Source organism: Bradyrhizobium sp. LCT2 (assembly GCF_009931255.1).
Classification (GTDB): Bacteria; Pseudomonadota; Alphaproteobacteria; order Rhizobiales; family Xanthobacteraceae; genus Bradyrhizobium; species Bradyrhizobium diazoefficiens.
The window spans coordinates 6,742,680-6,765,990 of sequence record NZ_CP034432.1; the positions used below are offsets into that span (position 1 = coordinate 6,742,680).

Sequence of the window (23,311 nt, forward strand, 5' to 3'; positions counted from 1 at the left end):
GCGCGACGAAAGACAGGTCAAATCTGGAGAGTGTTCCCAGGTAACGCTTACGCAGCGGCGATCTCGTGCCCCGCCATCAGTTCCAGCGCGCGCACCATCGCCGAGTGATCCCAGCCCTTGCCGCCATGCGCGGTGCAGGACGAGAACAATTGCTGCGCCACCGCCGTGCTCGGCAGCGACAGTCCGAGCGCGCGAGCGCCTTCGAGCGCGAGATTGAGATCCTTCTGGTGCAGCTCGATGCGGAAGCCGGGATCGAAATTGCGCTTTACCATGCGCTCGCCATGCACTTCGAGAATCCGCGACGAGGCAAAGCCGCCCATCAGCGCCTTGCGCACCAGCGCCGGATCGGCCCCGGCCTTGGATGCGAACAACAGCGCTTCGCTCACCGCCTCGATCGTCAGCGCGACGATGATCTGATTGGCGACCTTCGTGGTCTGTCCGTCGCCATTGGCGCCGACATGCGTGATGTTCTTGCCCATCCTGTCAAAGATCGGCTTCATGGTGCCAAAGGCCCGCTCCGGCCCGCCGACCATGATGGTGAGGCTCGCAGCTTTCGCCCCGACCTCCCCGCCCGATACCGGCGCGTCGAGATAGTCCGCACCCAGCGCCTCGATCTTCTTGGCAAACTCCTTGGTCGCCAGCGGCGAGATCGAGCTCATGTCGACGACGATCTTACCCTTGGAGATGCCGCTCGCGACGCCGTCCTTGCCGAACAGCACAGCCTCAACATGCGGCGTATCCGGCACCATGATGATGACGGCATCCGCCTCCTCCGCGACCTCCCTGCCCGACTTGCAGGCGATGCCGCCCGCCGCGATCAGCTCGGGCGACACGGGCGCAACGTCGTGCAGGAGCACGCGATGGCCCGCGGCCAGAAGATGGCCGGCCATCGGCCGTCCCATGGTGCCAAGTCCGATAAAGCCGATGTCGATCATGTCAAATCATTCCTCTTTGTTCAGGCTAAGTCGATCCGCGGGCTCGGTGCACCTCTCCCGCTTGCGGGAGAGGTCGGCGCGAAGCGCCGGGTGAGGGTTCTGTCCGCATTGGGATTGTCGACGCATCTCACGAGCCCCATTGCGGAGGCACCCTCACCCCAGCCCTCCCCCGCAAGCGGGAGAGGGAGCGCACCGTGACCGTGGCTATGACTACGTCTCGAAGGTCTGCGCGGCGTGCCAGGACAGGCCTTCCAGCGTCGTGGTGCGCGGCTTGTATTCGCAGCCGATCCAGCCGCGATAGCCGATCGCGTCGAGATGGCGGAACAGGAAGGGATAGTTGATCTCGCCGGTGCCCGGCTCGTGACGGCCGGGATTGTCGGCAAGCTGGACGTGGGCGATCTGGGGGAGATATTCCTGCATGGTGCGGGCGAGATCGCCCTCCATGATCTGCATGTGGTAGATGTCGTACTGGATGAACAAATTGTTCGACCGCACCTCGGAGATGAGCTGCACCGCCTGCTCGGTGCCGTTGAGGTGGAAGCCGGGAATGTCGAGCGTATTGATCGGCTCGACCAGCAGCTTGATGTTCTCCCGCGCCAGCGTCGAGGCGGCAAAGCGCAAATTGCCGACCAGGGTCTCGTTGAGTTCGCGCGGATCGGCATCGGCGGGCGCGATGCCGACGAGGCAGTTGAGCTGGTCGCAATCAAGCGCCTTGGCATAATTGATGGCGCGGAACACGCCGTCGCGGAATTCGGCGGTGCGGTCCGGCAGGATCGCGATGCCGCGCTCGCCCCCGGCCCAATTGCCGGCCGGTAGATTGTGCAGCACCTGCGTCAACCCGTGGGCCTCGAGCTGCTCTCGGAGCTGCGCCTTGTCGAAATCATAGGGGAAGAGATACTCGACCCCGGCAAAGCCCGCCGCTTTCGCCGCGGCGAAGCGGTCGAGGAACGGCATCTCGTTGAAGAGCATGGTGAGGTTGGCGGCAAACTTCGGCATGATGCTGTCCCCTATTCCGCCGGCTGAAGCACGCCGGGCCGCTTGGTCCCGACCTCGTCGAGAGCCAGGTCCAGCACCTCCTCGAACTCGACGATGTTGTCGATCTCCGTCCCCATCGCGATGTTGGTGACGCGTTCGAGGATGAACTCGACCACCACGGGCACGCGGTGCTTCGCCATCAGCTCGCGCGCCGTCGCAAACGCGGCCTGCGAGTCCTTGGGATCGGTGACGCGGATCGCCTTGCAGCCGAGGCCTTCGGCGACGGCGACATGGTCGACACCGTAGCCGCCGAGCTCGGGCGCGTTGATGTTCTCGAACGAGAGCTGGACGTGGTAGTCCATGTCGAAGCCGCGCTGGGCCTGGCGGATCAGACCGAGATAGGAATTGTTCACGACGACGTGGATGTAGGGCAGGTTGAACTGCGCCCCGACCGCGAGCTCCTCGATCAGGAACTGGAAATCGTAATCGCCTGACAGCGCGACGATGTCGCGATCCGGGCAGGCCGCGCGCACGCCGAGCGCCGCGGGCAGCGTCCAGCCCAGCGGCCCCGCCTGCCCCGCATTGATCCAGTTGCGCGGCTTGTAGACGCCGAGGAACTGCGCACCCGCGATCTGCGACAGGCCGATCACGGTGACATAGGTGGTGTCGCGGCCGAATGCCTTGTTCATCTCCTCATAGACGCGCTGCGGCTTGATCGGGACATTGTCGAAATGGCTCTTGCGCAGCATCGAGCGCTTGCGATCGCGGCAGGCCGCGGGCCACGCCTGGCGCTCGCGAAGCCTGCCTGACCGACGCCACTCCCTGGCGACGGTGACGAAAAGCTCGAGCGCGGCCTTGGCGTCCGAGACGATGCCGAGATCGGGATTGAACACCCGCCCGATCTGCGTCGGCTCGATGTCGACATGCACGAAGGTGCGGCCCTTGGTGTAGGTCTCGACCGAGCCGGTGTGGCGGTTGGCCCAGCGGTTGCCGATGCCGAGCACGAAATCGGATTCGAGCATCGTGGCGTTGCCGTAGCGGTGGCTGGTCTGAAGGCCGACCATGCCGGCCATCAGCACGTGATCGTCGGGGATCGCGCCCCACCCCATCAGCGTCGGCACGACCGGCACATTGGCGATCTCGGCGAATTCGACCAGGAGGTCCGAGGCGTCCGCGTTGATGATGCCGCCACCCGCCACGATCAGCGGCCGCTCGGCCGCATTGAGCATCTCCAGCGCCTTCTCGACCTGCTTGCGGGTCGCGGCCGGCTTGTAGACCGGCAGCGGCTCATAGGTCTCGTCGTCGAACTCGATCTCGGCGAGCTGCACGTCGAGCGGCATGTCGATCAGCACCGGCCCCGGCCGCCCTGAGCGCATGACGTGAAACGCCTGGCTGAACACCCGCGGCACCAGCGCCGGCTCGCGCACGGTGACCGCCCATTTGGTCACGGGCTTTGCGATCGACTCGATATCGACCGCCTGAAAATCCTCCTTGTAGAGCCGCGCCCGCGGCGCCTGCCCGGTGATGCAGAGGATCGGAATCGAATCGGCGATCGCCGAATAGAGCCCGGTGATCATGTCGGTACCGGCCGGCCCAGACGTGCCGATGCAGACCCCGATATTGCCGGCCTTCGCCCGCGTATAGCCCTCGGCCATGTGCGAGGCGCCCTCGACATGACGCGCCAGGATATGGCGGATCGAGCCGCGCTTCTTCAACGCCGAGTAAAGCGGATTGATCGCGGCCCCTGGAACACCGAAGGCAGTCGAGATGCCTTCCTTCTCCAGAATTCGCACGGCCGCATCGATAGCTCGCATCTTCGCCATATCGGACCTCGCTCGAGTTGCGTCAGCGAGCGAGATCATCGGGCGCGCAAGGTGCGATCTCAACGAGATCGATTTTATTTTCCACGATGCGGCAGCCGTGGAAAAATCGTGGGCGTGTCAATCAGTTAGATCGAGATATCCGTGAAAGCGCTTCACTCGAACAGCGGCGCCAGCTCCATCTGCGGCACCAGCACGAGGCCCTTGTCGGTGATGCGAATTTCCGGAATGACCGATAGCGGAATCAGATTGAAGCCCATGTAGGGGATGGTGCAACCGGCTTCCGCCCATTCCTTCTTCAGCACCTTGACCTCCTCGGCCACCTCCGTGACACGCTTGTCGGACAACAGTCCCGCGATCGGCAGCGGCACCAGCGCTCTCACCTTGCCGTCGGCGACGACGCAGACAGCGCCCTGGTGCTCCTTGATCGCCGCGATCGCGACCTGCATGTCGGGTTCGTTGGTTCCGGCAACGATGATGTTGTGGCTGTCGTGCCCGACGCTGGAGGCGACCGCGCCGCGCTTCAGGCCAAAATCCTTCAGCAGGCCATAGGCGACATTGCCGGCCGATTTGCCGTGGCGCTCGACCACGGTGACGAAGCACAGGCCGTAGCGTGCGAACAGCGTCGGCCAGTCCTTGGCCGGCTCGATTGCGACTTTCTCATGGATCAGCGTGATGCCCGGCAGCGCGGTCTTGATGGCGTTGACGGTGCAGGCTTTCGCCGGCAGCTCCGGCGTCAGCTTCATCTTCTCCGGCAGCTTCACGGTCGCATAGGCCGGCTTCGGATATTGATAGCGCTGCGACAGCGCCTGATCGAGCCGAGGCGTGATCTTGCCGTGCTCGACCACAAGCTCACCGCCATACCAAGTGCATTGCGGCTTGAGCTGATCGTCCATCAGCACGAGATCGGCGCGGCGGCCGCCGCCGAGCCCGCCGATATCGCCCTCCATGCCGAAGCGGGTGGCGCCGTGCAGCGAGCCCATCGACCAGGCCTGTTCGGGCGACATGCCCGCCTTCACCGTCTCGCGCACCACCCAGTCGAGGCCGAACAGCAGGAGATCGTCGGCGTCGCGGTCGTCGGTGCACACGGCGGTGCGCTTGTGCGAGGCCCCGAGCTCGGTGATCGTCCGGATCGCCTGCGGCAGCGAGTGCCAGGGCGTGGTCGGCGGGCCGCCGCGCAGGAACACCCAGACGCCGGCGTCGAGCAGATCGTCGGCGATATCGCGGTCGATCGCCTCATGGGTGTCGGTGACGCCGCTCGCCGCATAGGCCGCGACGAATTCACGGCCGTAGACGTGGCCGGACACCGGGCGTCCGCGCTTCAAGGCGGCGGCGAGGATGGCGTGGCTCCGCTCGTCACCCATGGTCACCGGCACGAAATCCATCTTCTCGCCGAGCGCCACCGCCTCGGGCCAACGGTCGAACAGGCCAGCGATCTTGTCCGGCGTGAGGTCGCCACCCGCGGTCTCAAGCTCCGCCGACGTGGCCGGGACGGTCGACGGCACCGTCAAGAAGATCGAGAGCGGCGCCTCGCGCGCGTCCTCCAGCATCGCCTCGACGCCGGCGACGTCCATGACGTTGCCGATCTCGTGGCTGTCGCAGAAGATGGTGGTGGTACCGTTCAGCAGTGCGGCCTCGGCGTAGGCGCAGGCCGTCACCATCGAGGATTCGATGTGGATATGCGGATCGACCAGCCCCGGCGCGATGATGCCGCCGGCCGCGTCGTAGAGGGCAACGCCGCTCCACGCCTTCTTGGCCGTTCCAGCCGGCTTGACCGCGGCGACACGGCCGCCGGTGATCCAGACCTCGCGGTTCGCGTGGATGCGCTCCGAATAGGTCGAAAGCACCCGGCCCCCGGTGACCACGAGATCCGGCGCGACGCGCGCGGAGGCGACATCGGCCAGCCGCCGGGTCATCGAATGCAGCGGTGCGACGGCGAAGCGGGTAAGTCTGGTCATCGGGACCCTCGCGTGGCGTTACGGCCCACCGATGGTTACGCCCCGCGCCATAGCGGGCAAGCGCAAATATAACGGCAGGCCCTGCTTACGCCTTAGGCGCCGAGCCGCCCGTCGCCGCCCTTGCAGGCCTGCGCGGGTTCCGCCTTCTCGGCGGCGCTGCGGCAGCGGGCTTGACTCGAATCCGCATCGAGCGGCCCTTTGACTCGTCGATCTCGAACGAGTTCGTCTTGCGCACGAGGTCGCTCAGCTTGCGGAACCCGAACGTCCTCGGATCGAAATCGGACGCCAGATTGGCGAGCTGCCGCCCGACTTCCCCGAGCGCGACCCAGCCGTCCTCGCTCTCCATCTGGGTGATGACCTTCTTGATGATGGGGGTCGCTGCATCAAGCGGCTGAAGCGACGTCGATCTTGCGGCGGCGTCCTGGTTGGTCGTCGGGGCGGCAAGCAGGTTCTCGGTGTAGACGAACCTTCGGCAGGCCTGCCTGAAGCTTTCCGGCGTCTTCTGCTCGCCGAACCCGAAGACGTCGACGCCCTGTTCCCGGATGCGGGCGGCCAGACGGGTAAAGTCGCTGTCGGACGACACCAGGCAGAAGCCGTCGAACCGGCCGCTGTGCAGCAGGTCCATCGCGTCGATGACCAGGGTGATGTCGGACGCGTTCTTTCCCGTCGTATAGGCGAATTGCTGCTGCGGGATGATGGCGTGCTTCGACAGAATGTCGGCCCAGCCCCTCGATCGCGCATTGGAGAAGTCGCCATAGATGCGGCGGACGCTGGCCTCGCCGATCTTGGCAATCTCCTCGAACAGGCCATCCGCGATCTTTGCGGAGGCGTTGTCGGCATCGATCAGGACGGCGAGACGGGGCGAGCGAAGTTCCGACGGCATGGCGTTTCCTCAACGAGCTGGACGCAGCATTCAAGGACGCGCGCGCCGGGACGGCTAGTCCTCATTCGCCTTGAAGCGCCCCATCCCCTTCAGCACGAACGGGGCCAGCAGCGCAACCAGCGCGATGACGAGCAGCGTCGCCGAGATCGGACTCTGGAGCAGCGTCATGGGATCGCCGAGGCTGATCGCAAGCGCTCTGCGCAACTGGCTCTCGGCGATCGGGCCGAGGATCAGGCCGACAACGACCGGCGCGATCGGAAAATCGAACCGGCGCATCAGGAAGCCGAGCACGCCGAAGCCGGCCAGCATCGACAATTCGACCACCGACGGCTTGGCCGCGATGGTGCCCATGGTCGCGAAGACGAGGATGCCGGCATAGAGCCACGGCTGCGGGATCGCGAGCAGCCGCACCCACAGCCCGACCAGCGGCAGATTGAGCACCAGCAGCATGCAATTGGCGATGAAGAGGCTCGCGATCAGGCCCCAGACGAGATCCGGCCGCTCGGCGAACAGCAGCGGCCCCGGATTGAGGCCGTATTGCTGGAAGCCCGCCAGCATCATCGCGGCCGTCGCCGAGGTCGGCAATCCCAGCGTCAAGAGCGGCACCAGCGTTCCGGCGGCGGAGGCATTGTTGGCGGCCTCCGGTCCCGCGACGCCCTCGATCGCGCCCTTGCCGAATTCTTCGGGGTGCTTCGTCAGCCGTTTCTCGGTCGAATAGGACAGGAAGGTCGGGATCTCCGCGCCGCCCGCCGGCAGCGCGCCGATCGGGAAGCCGAACATGGTGCCGCGCAGCCACGGCTTCCATGACCGCTTCCAGTCTTCCTTCGTCATCCACAACGAGCCGCGCACCGGCTCGAGCTTCTCCTCGGTGTGGTGGCGGCGCGATGCGACGTAGAGCGCCTCGCCCACCGCGAACAAACCGACCGCAAGCGTCGTCACCTCGACGCCGTCGAGCAGCTCGGGGACGCCGAACGCGAGCCGCGCCTGACCGGTCAGCTTGTCGATGCCGACGAGGCCCAGCGTCAGGCCGATGAACAGGCTGGTGAGGCCGCGGATCGGGGAATCGCCGAAGGTCGCCGACACCGTGACGAAGGCGACGCACATCAGCGCGAAATAGTCCTCGGGGCCGAAGCGCACGGCGAAATCGACCAGCCACGGCGCGAGAAAGGCGAGCCCGATGGTGGCGATGGTGCCGGCGACGAAGGAGCCGATCGCGGAGGTCGCGAGCGCCGGCCCGCCGCGGCCGGCCTTGGCCATCTTGTTGCCCTCGAGCGCGGTCGCCATCGAGGCGCTCTCGCCGGGCGTGTTGATCAGGATCGCGGTGGTCGAGCCGCCATACATGCCGCCATAATAGATGCCGGCAAACATGATCAGCGAGCCGCCGGGATCGAGCTTGTACGTCACCGGCAAGAGCAGCGCGACCGTCAATGCCGGGCCGATGCCGGGCAGCACGCCGACGGCGGTGCCCAGGAATACGCCGATCAGCGCATAGAGCAGATTCATCGGCTGGACGGCGACCGCCATGCCGTGCGCCAGCGCGGCGAAGGTGTCCATCACAGCAGTCGCTCCAGGGGGCCGGCGGGAAGGCTCAGCGTCAACAGCCGGTCGAACGCGAGATAGATGAGGGTCGACATCACGAGCGCGATGACGGAATCGACAAGGACGGCACGGCGTCCGAACGCCGCCGACGTCGTGACGAACAGCGCCGACGTCGCCAGGATGAAGCCACCGCCGAAGCCGATGATGGCGATCAGCAGCGCAAGGCCGGCGAGGATCAAGACCACAGGCACGGGATCGGCGCTCTCGCGCGCCGGCAGGTTGCCGCGCAGCGCGTCGACGAGATTGCCGATCGCGAGCAGCGCGAGGCCGGTGGCGATCACCACCGGCATCGCCTCCGGCCCCATCCCGTACATCGTGGTGGATTGCAGGCCGCGCGCGTCCCAGACCAGCACCGCGGCAAGACCTGCGAGCAGTGCAGCGATGACGGCGCGATCGACGCGCCGCGGCGGCTGGGCGGGATCGCCTGAGGTCATGACTTGACCAGGCCGACCGACCTCAGCACGTCGGTGACGCGCACCGTTTCCTTCTTCAGGAAGTCGGCGAAAGCGTCGCCGCCGAGATAGGCGTCCTCCCAGCCCTTCTGCTTGAGGATGTCCTTCCAGGCGTCCGACTTCACCATCTTCTCGACCGCATCGCTCAAGGTCTTGCGCTGCTCCGCGGTGATGCCGGGAGGCGCGACCACCGAGCGCCAGTTGGCGATCACGAGGTCGATGCCCTGCTCCTTGAAGGTCGGGATGTCGCTGCCCGCGATGCGCTTCTCCGAGGTCACACCGATTGCGCGCAGCTTGCCGGATTTGATCCGCCCTTCATATTCGCTCATCCCCGAAATGCCCGCGGTGACCTTGCCGCCGAGGATCGCCGCCAGAGACTCGCCGCCGCCGGAGAACGGGATGTAGTTGATCTTCTTTGCATCGGCGCCGACGGCGCCGGCGAACAGTGCCGCCATGACATGGTCGACGCCGCCGGCCGAGCCGCCGGCGAAGGTCACCTTGGCGATATCGGCCTTCACCGCAGCGGCCAGATCCTGCGCCGTCTTGATCGGCGAATTCGCGGGCACCACGATCACCTGGATTTCCTCGGTGAGGCGCGCGATCGGCGTCACCTGCTCGAGCGTCACCGGCGACTTGTTCATGGCGAGCGCGCCGACCATGACGAAGCCGTTGACCATCAGCTGGTTGCCGTCGCCCTTGGCGCCGTTGACGAACTGCGCGATGCCGACGCTGCCGCCGGCGCCAGGAACGTTGGTGACCTGCACGCTGCGCGCGACGCCCGCGGCGACAAGCGCCTGCTGCATCGAGCGCGCGGTCTGGTCCCAGCCCCCGCCCGGTGCCGCCGGCGCCATCAGCTTGAGCTCGAGCTGCTGGGCAAGGCTCGGCGTGGCTGCCGCAAGGGTCAGCGCAACGGCTGCGCCGACAAGGCGCGCGGGAAATCGAAACATGAGGGCATTCTCCAGGCTCGTGCGGACGTTGCTGATCAGCTGCCGCATTGTGTCGTTTGGTCGCATATCAGCCAAAACGGCCGATGCTGTCCAGCGACGGCGCCCGTGTTCCTTCAGCGGGAGTTCGGCATCACCCCGCCGAGCGCAACCGTCAGCTCACCGGCGACATCGCGCACAATTCGCCCGATTTCCGGCAGCCTGTCGTCGGTCAGACGGCTGGTCATGCCGGAGACGGAGATCGCCGCCAGCGGCTCGGCGCAGTCGTTGTAGACGACTGCGGCAATACAGCGCAGGCCCATGCAGGCCTCTTCGTCATCGATCGCAAAGCCCTGCTTGCGGATCGTCGCGAGCTCCTTGAACAGGTCGCTCGGCCGCACGATCGATTTCTCGGTCAGGCGTGGCATGCCGTGATGGCGGATGACGGCGCCGACGTCCTCGTCGGAATAGGTTGCGAGCACCGCCTTGCCGACGCCCGACGTCACCATGGCGACGCGGCCGCCGACCTGGGTCAGCGAGCGCATGATCTCGCGGCTCTCCATGCGGGTCAGCACGATGATGAACTCGTCGTCGACGACGGCGAGATTGGCGGTCTCGCGGGTGAGATCGCGCAGCTTGCGCAAATAGGGAATCGCCTGCGTGGAGAAATTACGCCTCCGGGCAAAGCTCGCGCCCACCGTGAAGCCGCGCACCCCGACATGCCATTTGGATTCGGCGCGGTCGAACTGCACGAAGCGGCGGCTTTCGAGCGTTGCCAGCAGGCGGTGGACGGTGGAGGCCGACAGGCCGGTGCGCACGGCGAGATCGCTGAGGCGATAGCCCTCGTCGTCTTCGGCCAGCGTCTCGAGGATCGACAGCGCGCGGTCGACGGACTGCACGCCGCCGTCGCGTGCGTCATGGTCGGCCTCCGCAGGCGACCTGGGCTCGAGCGATTTGCGCCGGATCACGTTCTTGCTCATCGCGACCTGCCGCTTGTGCATCCGTCATTCCGGGATGGTGCGCCGGGACTGCGCGCAGCGCGGGCCTGGCGTACCAGACCCGGAATCTCGAGATCCCGGGTTCGATGCTCCGGGCCGCGCTTGCGCGGTCCCGTCGCGTCGCCCCGGGATGACGTCAGAGATAACGCTCAGAGCAGCCCTGCCCCGCGCGCCCACTTGTACTTGGCACCCAGGACCTCGACCGGCAGTTCGGTCGAATAGGCGTAGGCCGGGATGCCGTTCTGGTAGAGATATTCGGCGGCTTCCTCGACCTCGACGTCGCCGGCGAGCGAGGCCACAATCGGCTTCACGAAGCCCTTGGCTTCCATCTCCTTCTTCACCTCGACCATGTTGCGGGCGAACACCATCGGCGGGGTGACGATGGTGTGCCAGTAGCCGAGGATCAGCGAATGGATGCGCTCGTCCGACAGGCCGAGCTTCACCGTGTTGACGTAGGTGATCGGCGGCTCGCCACCGGTGATATCCACAGGATTTCCGGCCGCGCCGAACGGCGGGATGAACTTGCGGAAGGCCGCATCCAGATCCGGCGGCATCGACATCAGCGACAGGCCGTTGTCGACGCAGGAGTCCGACAGCAGCACGCCCGAGCCGCCCGCACCGGTGATGATCAGCACGTTCTCGCCCTTCGGCGTCGGCAGCACCGGCACGCCGCGGGCGAATTCGAGCAGCTGGCGCAAGCTGCGGGCGCGGATCACGCCGGACTGCGCCAGGACGTCCTCGTAGATCTTGTCGTTACCGGCGAGCGCGCCGGTGTGCGAGGACGCCGCCTTGGCGCCGGCCGAGGTGCGGCCGGCCTTGAGCACGACGACCGGCTTCTTCTTGGAGACGCGCTTGGCGGCTTCCGCGAAGGCACGGCCGTCCTTGAGGTCCTCGCAGTGCTGCGCGATCAGGTTGGTGTTGGGATCCTGCTCGAAGAAGGCGAGCAGATCGTCCTCGTCGATATCCGACTTGTTGCCGAGGCCGACGATCGCCGAGACGCCCATCTTGGCCGAGCGCGAGAAGCCGATGATGGCCATGCCGATGCCGCCCGACTGCGACGACAGCGCCGCGTGGCCCTTGACGTCGTAGGCGGTGCAGAAGGTCGCGCAGAGATTGGCCGGCGTATAGTAGAAGCCGTAGATGTTCGGCCCCATCAGGCGGATGTCGTACTTCTTGCCGACCTCGACGATCTCGGCCTGCAGCTCCGGCGCGCCGGCCTCGGCGAAGCCCGACGGGATCAGCACCGCACCCGGAATTTTCTTCTCGCCGCATTCGGTCAGCGCAGCAGCCACGAACTTCGCGGGAATCGCGAACACCGCCGTGTCGATCACACCCGGCACGTCCTTGACACTCTTGTAGGCCTTGTAGCCGAGGATCTCGGTGGCCTTGGGATGGATCGGATAGATGTCGCCCTTGTAGCCGCCGTTGATGAGGTTCTTCATCACGGAGTTGCCGATCTTGCCGTCCTCGGCGGAGGCGCCGACCACGGCGACCGCCTTCGGCTGCATGATGCGGCTCATGGCAGCTACGATCTCTTCGGTCGGGCGCGGCTTCGGCTTGGGCACATAGGCGAAGTCGACGACGATACGCACGTCGGCGGCGATCGCGCTCTTCGCCGTCGCGAACACCGGATTGAGGTCGAGCTCGACGATTTCAGGGAAATCGGTGACGAGCTGCGAGACCTTGACGATGACGTCGGCGAGCGCCGTGCGGTTCACCGCCTCGCCGCCGCGCACGCCCTTCAGGATCTCGTGGGCCTGGATGCCGTCGAGCATCGAGAGCGCGTCTTCCTTGGTCGCGGGCGCGAGGCGGAAGGTGATGTCCTTCAGCACTTCGACCAGCACGCCGCCGAGGCCGAAGGCGACCAGCTTGCCGAACGAGCCGTCGGTGATCGAGCCGACGATGACCTCGGTGCCGCCGGCCAGCATCTGCTGCACCTGGACGCCCTCGATCTTGGCATCGGCTTTGTACTTCTTGGCGTTGCCGAGAATGGTCTCGTAGGCCTTCTCGGCATCCTCCGCCGTCTTGAGGCCGACGATGACGCCGCCGGCTTCGGTCTTGTGGAGAATGTCCGGCGAGACGATCTTCATCACCACTGGGAAGCCCATCGAGGCGGCCATCTTGCCGGCCTCGCCTGCCGACCTTGCCACGCCCTCCTTCGGCACCGGAATGCCGTAGGCGTCGCAGACCAGCTTGCCTTCCGGCGCCGTCAGGCTGGTGCGGTTGTCCGCCTTGACCTGGTCGAGCACCTTGCGGACGGCATCTTTGGAATTGGACATGTGGCTTCTCCCTTGACCTAGTTCGTTCTTTGCAAAGCGCGCGTATTGCGGCTGCCCGTGATGCTTGCCATTCGCCGCGCTCTGTTCCATGCGGCGGAACGGAGTGGCATAAAGCCCGAGATTACTCCGCCCGCTTGGATCAAAAATGGCTGGCGATGGCATTTGGTATGCCAGAAGCCAATTTGTCAAGCTGCGGCGCCTCCTGGAACGCCGCAAAAAATAGGCAGCTTGACATTCTGGCATGTGGTATGCCAAAAACTTTCCCGTTAATAATCCTGTAAAAGACGACTCCCACTGGAGGAGATTCGTCGTGTCACTGCGGAAACCAACCAAGGCGTTGCCGAACATGGCCGAGGCAGATATCGCAATCGTTCGTATTGCCCCGGAGAGCAGCTTCAAGAACAAGGCGTATGACGCCTTGAAGGAAGCCATCCTCAAGATGGACATCTACTCGACGCCCGAGCCGGTGATGCTCGACGAGCGCGCGCTGTCCGAGCGCCTGGGTGTCAGCCGCACACCGATCCGCGAAGCGATCGCGATGCTCGAGCAGGACGGATTCGTGAAGACGGTTCCGCGCCGCGGCATCATGGTGGTGCGCCGGACCAAGAGCGAGATCGTCGACATGATCCGCGCCTGGGCGGCGCTGGAGAGCATGGCGGCCCGCCTCATCACCACCACCGCGCGCAAGAAAGACATCACGGCGCTGCGCGACTTCTTCAAGGACTTCGGCAAAGACCGCCTGCCCGAGGACCACGTCGAGGAATATTCGCGCGCCAACATCGCCTTCCACCAGGCGCTGATCTCGCTGTCGGAATCCCCCGTGCTGGTCGATCTCACCAACGACCTGCTGCTGCACGTGCGCGGCTACCGGCAGCTGACCATCGGACGCAAGGACCGCACCGCGACCTCGCTGCCCGAGCATCTCGGCATGATCGAAGCACTGGAAGCGCGCGACACCGAGCTCGCCGAGAAGCGCGCCCGCGACCACACCCTTGGCCTTGCCGCTTACGTCGAAGCGCACGGTCAGGAACTCTTTACCTAGCAACGTTCACCAGAAGGGCGAAACATTCGCCCCAGTATTGAGACCAGGGAGACAAGGCCCATGCTGAACACCGCGACCAAGTCCGAGGCACCGGGCACCGAGCAGGAATTGACGGATGGCTTCCATCTCGTCATCGACGCGCTCAAGCTGAACGGCATCAACACCATCTATAATGTGCCGGGCATCCCGATCACGGACTTGGGCCGCATGGCGCAGGCCGCCGGCATTCGCGTGATCTCCTTCCGCCACGAGCAGAACGCCGGCTATGCCGCGGGCATTGCCGGCTACCTCACCAAGAAGCCCGGCGTCTGCCTCACGGTCTCCGCGCCCGGCTTCCTCAACGGTCTCACCGCGCTCGCGCACGCGACCACCAACTGCTACCCGATGATCCTGGTCTCGGGCTCCTCGGAGCGCGAGATCGTCGACCTCCAGCAGGGCGACTACGAGGAAATGGACCAGCTCGCGATTGCGAAGCCGCTGTGCAAGGCGGCCTATCGCGTGCTGCACGCCCAGGACATCGGCATCGGCTTCGCCCGCGCCATCCGCGCCGCGGTCTCGGGCCGTCCGGGCGGCGTCTATCTCGACCTGCCGGCCAAGCTGTTCGGCCAGGTGATGAACGCCGAGGCCGGCCAGAAGTCGCTGGTCAAGGTGATCGACGCAGCACCCGCGCAGATCCCCTCGCCCGCGTCGGTCAAGCGCGCGCTCGACGTGCTCAAGAGCGCAAAGCGTCCGCTCATCATCCTCGGCAAGGGCGCGGCCTACGCGCAGGCCGATGAGGAGATCAAGAGCTTCGTCGAGAAGAGCGGCGTACCGTTCCTGCCGATGAGCATGGCCAAGGGCCTCCTTCCCGACACGCATCCGCAGTGCGCCGGCGCGGCTCGCTCGACGGTGCTGAAGGAATCCGACGTCGTCATGCTGATCGGCGCGCGGTTGAACTGGCTGCTCTCGCACGGCAAGGGCAAGAGCTGGGGCGAAGCGCCCAAGAAGTTCATCCAGATCGATATCGAGCCCAGGGAAATGGACTCCAACGTCGAGATCGTCGCGCCCGTCGTCGGCGACATCGGCTCGGTCGTCTCCGCCTTCAACCAGGCGATGGCTTCGGGCTGGACCGCCCCGCCCGCCGACTGGACCAAGGCGATTTCATCCAAGCGCGAAGAGAACGTCGCCAAGATGGCGCCGAAGCTCATGAACAACAAGTCGCCGATGGACTATCACGGCGCGCTCGGCGTGCTGAAGAACGTCATCAAGGATCACCCCGAGGCGATCCTCGTCAACGAGGGCGCCAACACGCTCGACCTCGCCCGCGGCGTCATCGACATGTACAAGCCGCGCAAGCGTCTCGACGTCGGCACCTGGGGCGTGATGGGCATCGGCATGGGCCAGGCGATTGCGGCCGCGCTGGAGACCGGCCACCCCGTGCTCGCGGTGGAAGGCGACAGCGCATTCGGCTTCTCCGGCATGGAGGTCGAGACCATCTGCCGCTACAACCTTCCGATCTGCGTCGTCATCTTCAACAATGACGGCATCTATCGCGGCACCGACGTCAACAGCGTCAACGCGGATCCCGCGACGACCGTGTTCGTCAAGGGCGCGCGCTACGACAAGATGATGGAAGCCTTCGGCGGCGTCGGCGTGAATGCCACCTCGCCCGACGAGCTCAAGCGCGCCGTCAACGAGGCGATGGCTTCACGCAAGCCGACGCTCATCAACGCGGTGATCGATCCGGCCGCAGGCTCGGAGAGCGGCCGCATCGGCAACCTCAATCCGCAGAGCGTCCTGCAGAAGAAGAAGTAAGTCCTCCCCTTCAACCCATTACTCCCTGCGGGTGCAGGGGCAGACAGAGTATACGGAGCAATACGATGACCAAAGCGCTCACGGGCGTTCGCATTCTCGACTTCACCCACGTCCAGTCCGGACCGACCTGCACGCAGCTGCTCGCCTGGTTCGGCGCCGACGTGATCAAGGTTGAACGCCCGGGCGTGGGTGACATCACCCGCGGCCAGTTGCAGGACATCCCGAACGTGGACAGCCTGTATTTCACCATGCTGAACCACAACAAGCGTTCGATCACGCTCGACACCAAGAACCCCAAGGGCAAGGAAGTCCTCACCGAGCTGATCAAGAAGTGCGACGTGCTGGTCGAAAACTTCGGCCCCGGCGTGCTCGACCGCATGGGCTTCCCCTGGGAGAAGATCCAGCAGATCAATCCGAAGATGATCGTCGCCTCGATCAAGGGCTTCGGTCCCGGACCGTACGAGGACTGCAAGGTCTATGAGAACGTCGCGCAGTGCACCGGCGGCGCCGCCTCCACCACCGGCTTCCGCGACGGCCTGCCGCTCGTGACCGGCGCGCAGATCGGCGATTCCGGCACCGGCCTGCATCTGGCGCTCGGCATCGTCACCGCGCTCTATCAGCGCACGCATTCGGGCAAGGGCCAGCGCGTCACCGCCGCGATGCAGGACGGCGTGCTCAACCTCGCCCGCGTCAAGCTGCGCGACCAGCAGCGCCTCGCCCACGGCCCGCTTAGGGAATACAGCCAGTTCGGCGAAGGCATTCCGTTCGGCGATGCCGTGCCGCGCGCCGGCAACGACTCCGGTGGCGGCCAGCCCGGTCGCATCCTGAAGTGCAAGGGCTGGGAGACCGATCCCAACGCCTACATCTACTTCATCACCCAGGCGCCGGTCTGGGAGAAGATCTGCGACGTGATCGGCGAGCCGACCTGGAAGACCGATCCGAACTACGCCAAGCCGGCGGCCCGCCTGCCGCGGCTGAACGAGATCTTCGCCCGCATCGAGCAGTGGACGATGACCAAGACCAAGTTCGAGGCGATGGAGATCCTCAACAAGGACGACATCCCCTGCGGCCCGATCCTGTCGATGAAGGAGATCGCCGAGGACCAGTCGCTGCGCGCGACCGGCACCGTGGTCGAGGTCGACCACCCCACCCGCGGCAAGTACATCTCGGTCGGCAACCCGATCAAGCTGTCGGATAGCCCGAGCGACGTGCAGCGCTCCCCGCTGCTCGGCGAGCACACCGACGAGATCCTGCGCAGCGTGCTCGGCTTCTCGGATCACCAGGTCGCCGACATCCACAAGTCCGGCGCGCTCGCCCCGCCGCAGAAGCAGGCCGCCGAGTAAGCGGTTCGACCAGAGACACGAAAGGCCGCCGGTTTCGGCGGCCTTTTTGTTGGTGGCGAGACGGACTGCATCCCACAATCGGTACGCTTGCTGCGATGAACCAGCCGACACCGAATTGAGGATGGGTCCGGGGGAACAAATGCGGGGGCCGGCCGTTATTCTTTTGCCGGCGCGCTCCCGGAAATGCGAGCGAGCCGCCTCCACAGCGAGTGACCAGGCGCCTCGCAGAATACCTGCCCAACGCTGAAGAATTGTCCTCCTCGTCCCGAGGGTGACAAGTCGACCCATCTCAGCTTGCGAGCGGGAGGCGTCGCGTCCAGCACTTGCCGGGACCACGCCCGTTGATCAAACGAGGTCGATATGTTGAGACATCAATCCTCTGATCGCGCCAAGCGTGAAGCCAACAAGGCGTTCAAGCCCGCCAACACGCACAAGCCGATGAGCGACTATGCGAAGGACCAGCACGCCCTCAACGAGAACCGTGAGCGTCTGAAGGCGGAGCGATTGGCCCGCGAGACCAAGCCGAGTGACCGCTCCGAATAGGGAGCGACTGAAGGGGCGCGTCACGTTCGGCGCGCGCTTGGCCTATAGCATCGAGAGCACGACGATCCCGTCTTCAAGTTCGCCGGACGCCAGCCGTATCCGCGCGATACGCTCGAACTCGGTCCGGTACTTCTGAAGATAGCTGAAGGCCTGTTTCTGCGTCTGAAACGTGGTGGCAAGCCGGCACATCTGACGACCCGCGCCAAGCGCGAGGAAAAAGGTGATTGTGCCGCCGCCATCCGGCTTGATCCTAGGCACGATCCGCACTCTTTGGCATGTGACCGGCCCTCTCGGAAATGATCGTCGGCGCTATCGAGCCCGACTAGAGCCTTTCCCGTTCCGATGGAATCGGAACGGGGCTCTAGATTCTTGTTTTGACGCGTTTTCCTGCCGCGAACCGGTACCCATTTCGCTCGAAAACGCTCTAGCGCGGCGATTTCCGCGCGCGCTTCTTCGGCACAGGCGCCGGCAACGACGCGCGAATATCCGCGTCGGCCGCTTCCTTGGCCTCCCGCAACTCGCGTAGCCGCGCCATGTTCTTGCGGAGTTCGGCGGACTGCCGTTCGGCATCCGCCATCGCGCGCGCGCCCTCTTCAGCCGCCAGGCGTTGGCGGTTGGAACGCGCGATGCCTGCGGGCGAAGGTTCTGCCGATTTCCTGGCGCTCATCTTCCACCCTAGTTGGCAACGGACAAAACCCGCTCAATCCAGGGATCGAGCGGGTCGCATGGCCGTTTCAGTACATCCGTGAAACGGCACTGGAGAGCTTAGGCCAGCGAGAGATTCTCAGCGCTGACCTTGCCCCGCATCTTATCGGTCTTGGCCTCGAAGTTGACCTTTTGGCCCTCGGCGAGACCCGAAAGACCAGCCCGCTCGACCGCGCTGACGTGAACGAACACGTCGTTGCCGCCGTCGTCGGGCTGAATGAATCCAAAGCCCTTCTGGCCGTTAAACCACTTCACTGTACCTGTCGGCATTGTTCTTCTCCAAAGCGCGCATGCGCGTAACCCGCGTGACGCTCACGCAGAATCGATTCAATTCGTCGATGTCTCTGGAAAAAGGAGCCCGCGGGCGCATTCAACAAGGCACAGCGGCTGAACGAATGGCGACAGGCTATACCCCATCACGGTCAGTTACAAGGCTTGGACCGGATTTAATTGCGCGCCCGCGCCGGCGGAACGGTTGAAGCTCGCGACACTTCCGGGCGAACAACGTGTCTTAGTAGACATACACGCCACTGATTTGTGGGTATGCTTTCTCATCACCGCCCGGCCCGTGGCTTCTACCGGTGATGAGAACGCCAGTTGCGCTCCCGCCCCCATCCGAACAAGGGGAGCATTGTCATGGAACGGCGTCGCTTCAAACAAAGTCAAACTCTGAAACAGCGGCTCGTCAATGAGGTCGGCCGTCTGCGCGACGAAGCCCGCTTACTCCCTCCCGGCCGGCGCCGCGAGATGCTGCTGCGAAGGGTGCGGCAGGACGAGACGGCCATCCAGATCGACGCGTGGCTCAGCTCTCCGGGCCTGAGGGCGCCGACGTAACACAGCGATATCGGGGCGGGGGATAGAGCTGGTCAATTCGCCGCGATGAAAAGCCGCCCGGTCGAATCCCGCCGGAACGTCAGTGCAGATGCGTAGGCAGAATTGCGGCAACGCCGCAGGATATCGCCGCGTGGGGAACATACGGCCAGCCCCCCTCAAAAAAAATCGGATGTCCTGTCGGGTCGACGACGTCTTGCTCGTCCTCGTATCATGAACGGGCAACAGACGTTGATGTCGCGCCCGCCAATGCAAGAGGATGAATGAACATGCCCAGCACTGTCCGCCTGCACCGCGTTCTCACGACCAGCCCCGAGAAAGTCTATCGCGCCTTCCTCGAGGCCGATGCGCTGGCAAAATGGCTTCCGCCGAACGGCTTCACCTGCACCGTGCATCATTTCGAGCCGAGGGTCGGGGGCACGTTCAAGATGTCGTTTCGGAACTTTACGACGGGCAACAGCCACGCCTTCGGCGGCGAATATCTCGAGCTCGTCCCCGGCGAACGCCTACGCTACACCGACAAGTTCGACGACCCCAATCTGCCCGGCGAAATTCAGGTGACCGTGCTGCTGAAGAAAGTCTCGGTCGGCACCGAGGTGGACATCACGCAGGCCGGCATTCCGGACCTCATCCCGCCCGAAGCCTGCTATCTCGGCTGGCAGGAATCGCTACGGAATCTCGCGAAGCTCGTCGAGCCCGACATCAAGCAATAGCAATGACTGGGTGGGGAGCTTCCTTGCGGCCGATCCTTCGAGACGCCCGCTTTGGCGGGCTCCTCAGGATGAGGTCGTGCTTCGCGGCGAAGTCTTAGTCCCTCATGGTGAGGAGCGCCGCCTCACGGCGCGTCTCGAACCATGAAGGCCGAGAGGGTGCCCTACCCGCCCGCCTTCGGCGCCAGCCCACCGTCTGCGGTCCAGCGATCGGGATCTGGACTGTGTCCGATCAGCGCGAGGCCGTAGGCGATCGACTCGAACTGGTCGCCGGACATCAGCCGCTCGTTGCCGAACCGGTCGGCGAACAGCTTTCGGACGGCGGGGACGAACGATGTGCCGCCGGTCAGAAACACCTTCTCCACCTCGCGCGCGGTGATGCGGGCTTCGCCCAGCACCTTGTCGACGGTCGCCCCCAACCTGGCGATATCGTCGGCAATCCAGGATTCAAAATTCTTCCGCGTGATGGTCGAGCCGATATCGACGCCGCCGCCCTTGAAACGGAAGTCCACCTGATCCTGCGCCGACAGCGCGACCTTGGCGTTCGACACCGCGCGGTACAGCGAAAAGCCGAGGTCGAGATCGACGATGGTGATGAAATCCTCGAGCAGCTCCGGCTTCAGCGCGCTGCGCGCAAGCTCGCGGAGCTCGCGCAGATCGCCGTTGCTCTTCATCATCGCGAGCTGATGCCAACGCGCGAGGTTGGTGTAGTGGCCGCTGGGAACCGGGAGCACCTTGTCGAACGAGCGGAAGCTGGAGCCCTTGCCGAGCCGCGGCGAGACGACGTGGTCGACGATGCGGTAATCGAACGTATCGCCCGCAATGCCGATGCCGGCATGACCGAGCGGCTCGGCGCGCAAGGCGCCGCCTTTGCGCGAGAAGCGCATCACGGAGAAGTCGCTGGTACCGCCGCCGAAATCCGCGACCAATACGGTGGCATCGCGCTCCAGGCGGCGGGCGAAGGAGAACGCGGCGCCCACGGGCTCGTAGACATAGCGCGCGTGGCCGGCGCCCAGGCGCTCGAACGCGGCCCGGTAGCGCTGCATCGCCAGCGCCTCGTCGGGATTGCCGCCGGCGAAGCGCACGGGACGGCCGACCGTGATCGTTGACGTCTCGAAGCCGAACCGGTCGCCGCCATGGCGCGCCAGCGTCCGCAGGAACGCCGCCAGAATATCCTCGAACTTGTAGCGCTGCCGGAACACCTGGGTGGTGTTGAAGCTGCTGCTCGCGGCGAAGGTCTTGAACGACTGGAGGAAGCGGTAGACGTGGCGTCCTTCGAGAAACTGCTCGATCGCCCACGGGCCGCCCTCGGCCTGGGCGCCGGCTCCCGGCCGGTCCTCCCAGAAGCACAGGGCCGACACAAAGACGCTGTGTCGCTGTCCGCCGTGATCGAAGCGGATGGCCTCGACCCGGCGGTCGTCCGCCGCGAGGGCGACGACCGTATTGCTGGTCCCAAAATCGATGCCGATCGAGACGGCGGGCGAGGCGCTCGACATGAACCACTCTGACAGATGATTGGAAGGGGGCAGACCACTAGCGGCTTTGACTTGCCGTGCCAAGACCCGGCCCGCGGCTTGCCCCCGCCGGAATTCGTGCCCGTGGGGCGACCGTTTGTGCCAGTTGCGGCGGCAAACTGGGGCATTTCGGAGCCGGCAGCTCGTTTCGACCGCCCTTCCAGCAATTTTAGGCCCGGTACGGCCCCTTTAACGGAGCATTATGCTGCAATGCGGGATGATGCATGCTGCTATGCAATGGCATGCATGGACATTGGCATCTGGTATACATAAATTCCCTTTCGAAATGAGACAGCGCTACTGACCGTCTCAAGAAAGGAATTCCGATGTCCAAGACCGCTTCCGTCGCTCTCGCCCCCTCCTCCACCCTGTTCGCGCGTTTCATGGCCGCGGTCGACCGCTTCCTGATGGCCAGCGCCGAGATCTCGAATCACAACGGCGACCTGCCGCGTTTCGGCCTGTAAGCGCGCGCTTCCTGCGCCGCGGGAGCCGCACGCCGGTTTCACAGGTGCCGACATGCTACTTTTGATGAATGGCCCCGCAGGACGGGGCCATTTCTACTTGTGCTGTCCTGAGTCACTGCCGCGGCCGGAGAAGGGTCCTGCGGCATTTGCGCACGGTGACCGGACCAGCGCTTGAACCTTGGCATAATGAATACAAGAATGCCTCTCCAGCGCTCGCAGAAAAATTAGAGGCGCCACGGGAGGCTTTATGACGGACATGGTGCAGGCAACGGCCCCTACAACCGCGCGCGTTAGCGACACGTATCGCTGGGCGCAATTGGCGATCGGTGTAGCGGCGATGGTGATGATCGCCAACTATCAATATGGCTGGACGTTCTTCGTCCCCGACATCCAGAAAAAGTTCGGCTGGGATCGCGCGTCGATCCAATGGGCCTTTACCCTCTTCGTCCTGTTCGAGACCTGGCTGGTGCCGGTCGAAGGCTGGTTCGTCGACAAATACGGTCCGCGCATCGTCGTGCTGGTCGGCGGCGTGCTCTGCGCCATGGGCTGGGCGATCAACGCACAGGCCACCTCGCTCAACGGCTACTATCTCGGCATGATCATCGCAGGCATCGGCGCCGGCGGCGTCTATGGCACCTGCGTCGGCAACGCGCTGAAATGGTTTCCCGACAAGCGCGGTCTCGCTGCGGGCATCACGGCGGCCGGCTTCGGTGCAGGCTCCGCGCTGACGGTCGCGCCGATCCAGGCCATGATCAAGGACAGCGGCTTCCAGACCACCTTCCTGTATTTCGGCCTCGGGCAAGGCCTCATCATCTGCATCCTCGCCTTCTTCCTGCTGGCGCCGAAGCCTGGCCAGGTGCCAGTCGTCGTGGCGAACGCCGCGTTGGTGCAGACGCGTCGCAACTACCAGCCGACCGAGGTGCTGCGTCAGCCGATCTTCTGGCTGATGTACTTCATGTTCGTGATCGTTGGTGCCGGCGGCCTGATGGTGACGGCCAATTTGAAGCCCATCGCGGTTGACTGGAAGGTCGACAGCGTTCCGGTGACGCTGATGGCGGTGACGATGACCGCGGTGACCTTCGCAGCCACGATCGACCGCGTGCTCAACGGCCTGACGCGTCCGTTCTTTGGCTGGATCTCCGACATGATCGGCCGCGAGAACACGATGTTCATCGCCTTCGGCATGGAAGGTGTTGGCATCTGGATGCTCTACCTCTGGGGCCACGATCCCATCTGGTTCGTGCTGCTCTCGGGCTTCGTGTTCTTCGCCTGGGGTGAGATCTACTCGCTGTTCCCCTCGACCTGCACCGACACGTTCGGCGCCAAGTTCGCGACCACCAATGCGGGCCTGCTCTACACCGCAAAGGGCACGGCCGCGCTGCTGGTTCCGATCGCCAATTACATGCAGCAGTCGTCGGGGACCTGGGACAGCGTGTTCATCATCGCAGCCGGCGCCAACATCATGGCCTCGGCGCTGGCGATCGCGGTGCTCAAGCCCTGGCGCAAGGTCGTGGTGGCGAAGTCCACGGTCTGACGCGCTTCA

The 23,311-nt window shown here is 64.9% G+C and carries 22 protein-coding genes; 8 read left to right on the plus strand and 14 right to left on the minus strand.

Annotation, left to right across the window (positions count from 1 at the left end; all coding sequences use genetic code 11):
• Nucleotides 1-47 precede the first annotated feature (47 nt).
• From EI171_RS32165 to EI171_RS32210, 10 genes are all read right to left on the minus strand, one after another.
• Nucleotides 48-935, minus strand: coding sequence for a 2-hydroxy-3-oxopropionate reductase (locus EI171_RS32165; protein ID WP_161535718.1), 888 nt, complete (start codon nt 933-935; stop codon nt 48-50).
• Between the two features lie 210 nt (nt 936-1,145).
• Nucleotides 1,146-1,931, minus strand: coding sequence for a hydroxypyruvate isomerase (gene hyi, locus EI171_RS32170; protein ID WP_161535719.1), 786 nt, complete (start codon nt 1,929-1,931; stop codon nt 1,146-1,148).
• A gap of 11 nt (nt 1,932-1,942) precedes the next feature.
• Nucleotides 1,943-3,733, minus strand: coding sequence for a glyoxylate carboligase (gene gcl / locus EI171_RS32175; protein ID WP_161535720.1), 1,791 nt, complete (start codon nt 3,731-3,733; stop codon nt 1,943-1,945).
• Nucleotides 3,734-3,885: 152 nt separating this feature from the next.
• Nucleotides 3,886-5,688 carry an adenine deaminase C-terminal domain-containing protein gene (locus tag EI171_RS32180; protein ID WP_161535721.1) on the minus strand — a complete coding sequence of 601 codons (1,803 nt, stop codon included), beginning with the start codon at nt 5,686-5,688 and terminating at the stop codon, nt 3,886-3,888.
• Nucleotides 5,689-5,773: 85 nt separating this feature from the next.
• Entirely contained in the window at nt 5,774-6,571 is a 798-nt protein-coding gene (locus EI171_RS32185; RefSeq protein ID WP_161535722.1) for an NYN domain-containing protein, read from the minus strand.
• 54 nt (nt 6,572-6,625) lie between these two features.
• Nucleotides 6,626-8,125: a tripartite tricarboxylate transporter permease gene (locus EI171_RS32190; protein WP_161535723.1), complete on the minus strand. Its 1,500-nt coding sequence runs from the start codon at nt 8,123-8,125 to the stop codon at nt 6,626-6,628.
• The gene (locus EI171_RS32195) at nt 8,125-8,604 is read right to left on the minus strand and encodes a tripartite tricarboxylate transporter TctB family protein (RefSeq protein ID WP_161535724.1); all 480 of its coding nucleotides are present in this window, start codon (nt 8,602-8,604) and stop codon (nt 8,125-8,127) included. Before EI171_RS32195 ends, EI171_RS32190 begins: the two co-directional genes overlap by 1 nt.
• Nucleotides 8,601-9,569 (minus strand): tripartite tricarboxylate transporter substrate binding protein, encoded by a 969-nt coding sequence (locus EI171_RS32200; RefSeq protein WP_161535725.1) that lies wholly within the window; start codon nt 9,567-9,569, stop codon nt 8,601-8,603. Before EI171_RS32200 ends, EI171_RS32195 begins: the two co-directional genes overlap by 4 nt.
• Nucleotides 9,570-9,682: 113 nt before the next feature.
• Nucleotides 9,683-10,525 carry an IclR family transcriptional regulator gene (locus tag EI171_RS32205; RefSeq protein ID WP_161537123.1) on the minus strand — a complete coding sequence of 281 codons (843 nt, stop codon included), beginning with the start codon at nt 10,523-10,525 and terminating at the stop codon, nt 9,683-9,685.
• A 167-nt stretch (nt 10,526-10,692) separates the two neighbouring features.
• Nucleotides 10,693-12,822 (minus strand): acetate--CoA ligase family protein, encoded by a 2,130-nt coding sequence (locus EI171_RS32210; protein WP_161535726.1) that lies wholly within the window; start codon nt 12,820-12,822, stop codon nt 10,693-10,695.
• Between the two features lie 346 nt (nt 12,823-13,168).
• On the opposite strand from EI171_RS32210, the gene EI171_RS32215 reads away from it, so the two are divergent.
• From EI171_RS32215 to EI171_RS32230, 4 genes are all read left to right on the plus strand, one after another.
• Nucleotides 13,169-13,864 carry a GntR family transcriptional regulator gene (locus EI171_RS32215; RefSeq protein WP_161537124.1) on the plus strand — a complete coding sequence of 232 codons (696 nt, stop codon included), beginning with the start codon at nt 13,169-13,171 and terminating at the stop codon, nt 13,862-13,864.
• Between the two features lie 60 nt (nt 13,865-13,924).
• Complete coding sequence (gene oxc / locus EI171_RS32220) at nt 13,925-15,658, plus strand: oxalyl-CoA decarboxylase (protein WP_161535727.1); 1,734 nt, start codon at nt 13,925-13,927, stop codon at nt 15,656-15,658.
• Nucleotides 15,659-15,723: 65 nt separating this feature from the next.
• Nucleotides 15,724-17,001: a formyl-CoA transferase gene (gene frc / locus EI171_RS32225; RefSeq protein WP_011085940.1), complete on the plus strand. Its 1,278-nt coding sequence runs from the start codon at nt 15,724-15,726 to the stop codon at nt 16,999-17,001.
• 360 nt (nt 17,002-17,361) lie between these two features.
• Nucleotides 17,362-17,544 carry a hypothetical protein gene (locus EI171_RS32230; RefSeq protein WP_028172216.1) on the plus strand — a complete coding sequence of 61 codons (183 nt, stop codon included), beginning with the start codon at nt 17,362-17,364 and terminating at the stop codon, nt 17,542-17,544.
• Nucleotides 17,545-17,586: 42 nt separating this feature from the next.
• Here EI171_RS32230 and EI171_RS32235 read toward each other — a convergent pair whose 3' ends face one another.
• The 3 genes from EI171_RS32235 to EI171_RS32245 all read right to left on the minus strand — a co-directional run bounded on the left by EI171_RS32235 (nt 17,587) and on the right by EI171_RS32245 (nt 18,519).
• Nucleotides 17,587-17,811: a hypothetical protein gene (locus tag EI171_RS32235; RefSeq protein ID WP_011085939.1), complete on the minus strand. Its 225-nt coding sequence runs from the start codon at nt 17,809-17,811 to the stop codon at nt 17,587-17,589.
• Between the two features lie 157 nt (nt 17,812-17,968).
• Complete coding sequence (locus tag EI171_RS32240) at nt 17,969-18,211, minus strand: hypothetical protein (protein WP_027546334.1); 243 nt, start codon at nt 18,209-18,211, stop codon at nt 17,969-17,971.
• Between the two features lie 98 nt (nt 18,212-18,309).
• On the minus strand, nt 18,310-18,519 hold the full coding sequence (locus EI171_RS32245; RefSeq protein WP_011085938.1) for a cold-shock protein: 210 nt from the start codon (nt 18,517-18,519) through the stop codon (nt 18,310-18,312).
• Between the two features lie 366 nt (nt 18,520-18,885).
• Between EI171_RS32245 and EI171_RS32250 the strand changes: the two genes are divergently transcribed.
• Together EI171_RS32250 and EI171_RS32255 are read left to right on the plus strand one after the other, a co-directional pair.
• A complete protein-coding gene (locus tag EI171_RS32250) occupies nt 18,886-19,083 on the plus strand; it encodes a hypothetical protein (RefSeq protein ID WP_028172218.1) in 198 nt (65 codons plus the stop codon).
• 266 nt (nt 19,084-19,349) lie between these two features.
• Nucleotides 19,350-19,793, plus strand: a complete 444-nt coding sequence (locus EI171_RS32255; RefSeq protein WP_060912999.1) for an SRPBCC family protein — start codon at nt 19,350-19,352, stop codon at nt 19,791-19,793.
• Between the two features lie 161 nt (nt 19,794-19,954).
• On the opposite strand, the gene EI171_RS32260 is transcribed toward EI171_RS32255, so the two are convergent.
• Nucleotides 19,955-21,286, minus strand: coding sequence for an Hsp70 family protein (locus EI171_RS32260; RefSeq protein ID WP_161535728.1), 1,332 nt, complete (start codon nt 21,284-21,286; stop codon nt 19,955-19,957).
• A gap of 344 nt (nt 21,287-21,630) precedes the next feature.
• Here EI171_RS32260 and EI171_RS45025 point away from each other — a divergent pair, with 344 nt between their 5' ends.
• Nucleotides 21,631-21,768, plus strand: coding sequence for a hypothetical protein (locus tag EI171_RS45025; RefSeq protein WP_165448147.1), 138 nt, complete (start codon nt 21,631-21,633; stop codon nt 21,766-21,768).
• Between the two features lie 247 nt (nt 21,769-22,015).
• Nucleotides 22,016-23,302, plus strand: coding sequence for an oxalate/formate MFS antiporter (oxlT, locus tag EI171_RS32265; protein ID WP_161535729.1), 1,287 nt, complete (start codon nt 22,016-22,018; stop codon nt 23,300-23,302).
• Nucleotides 23,303-23,311: the final 9 nt, after the last annotated feature.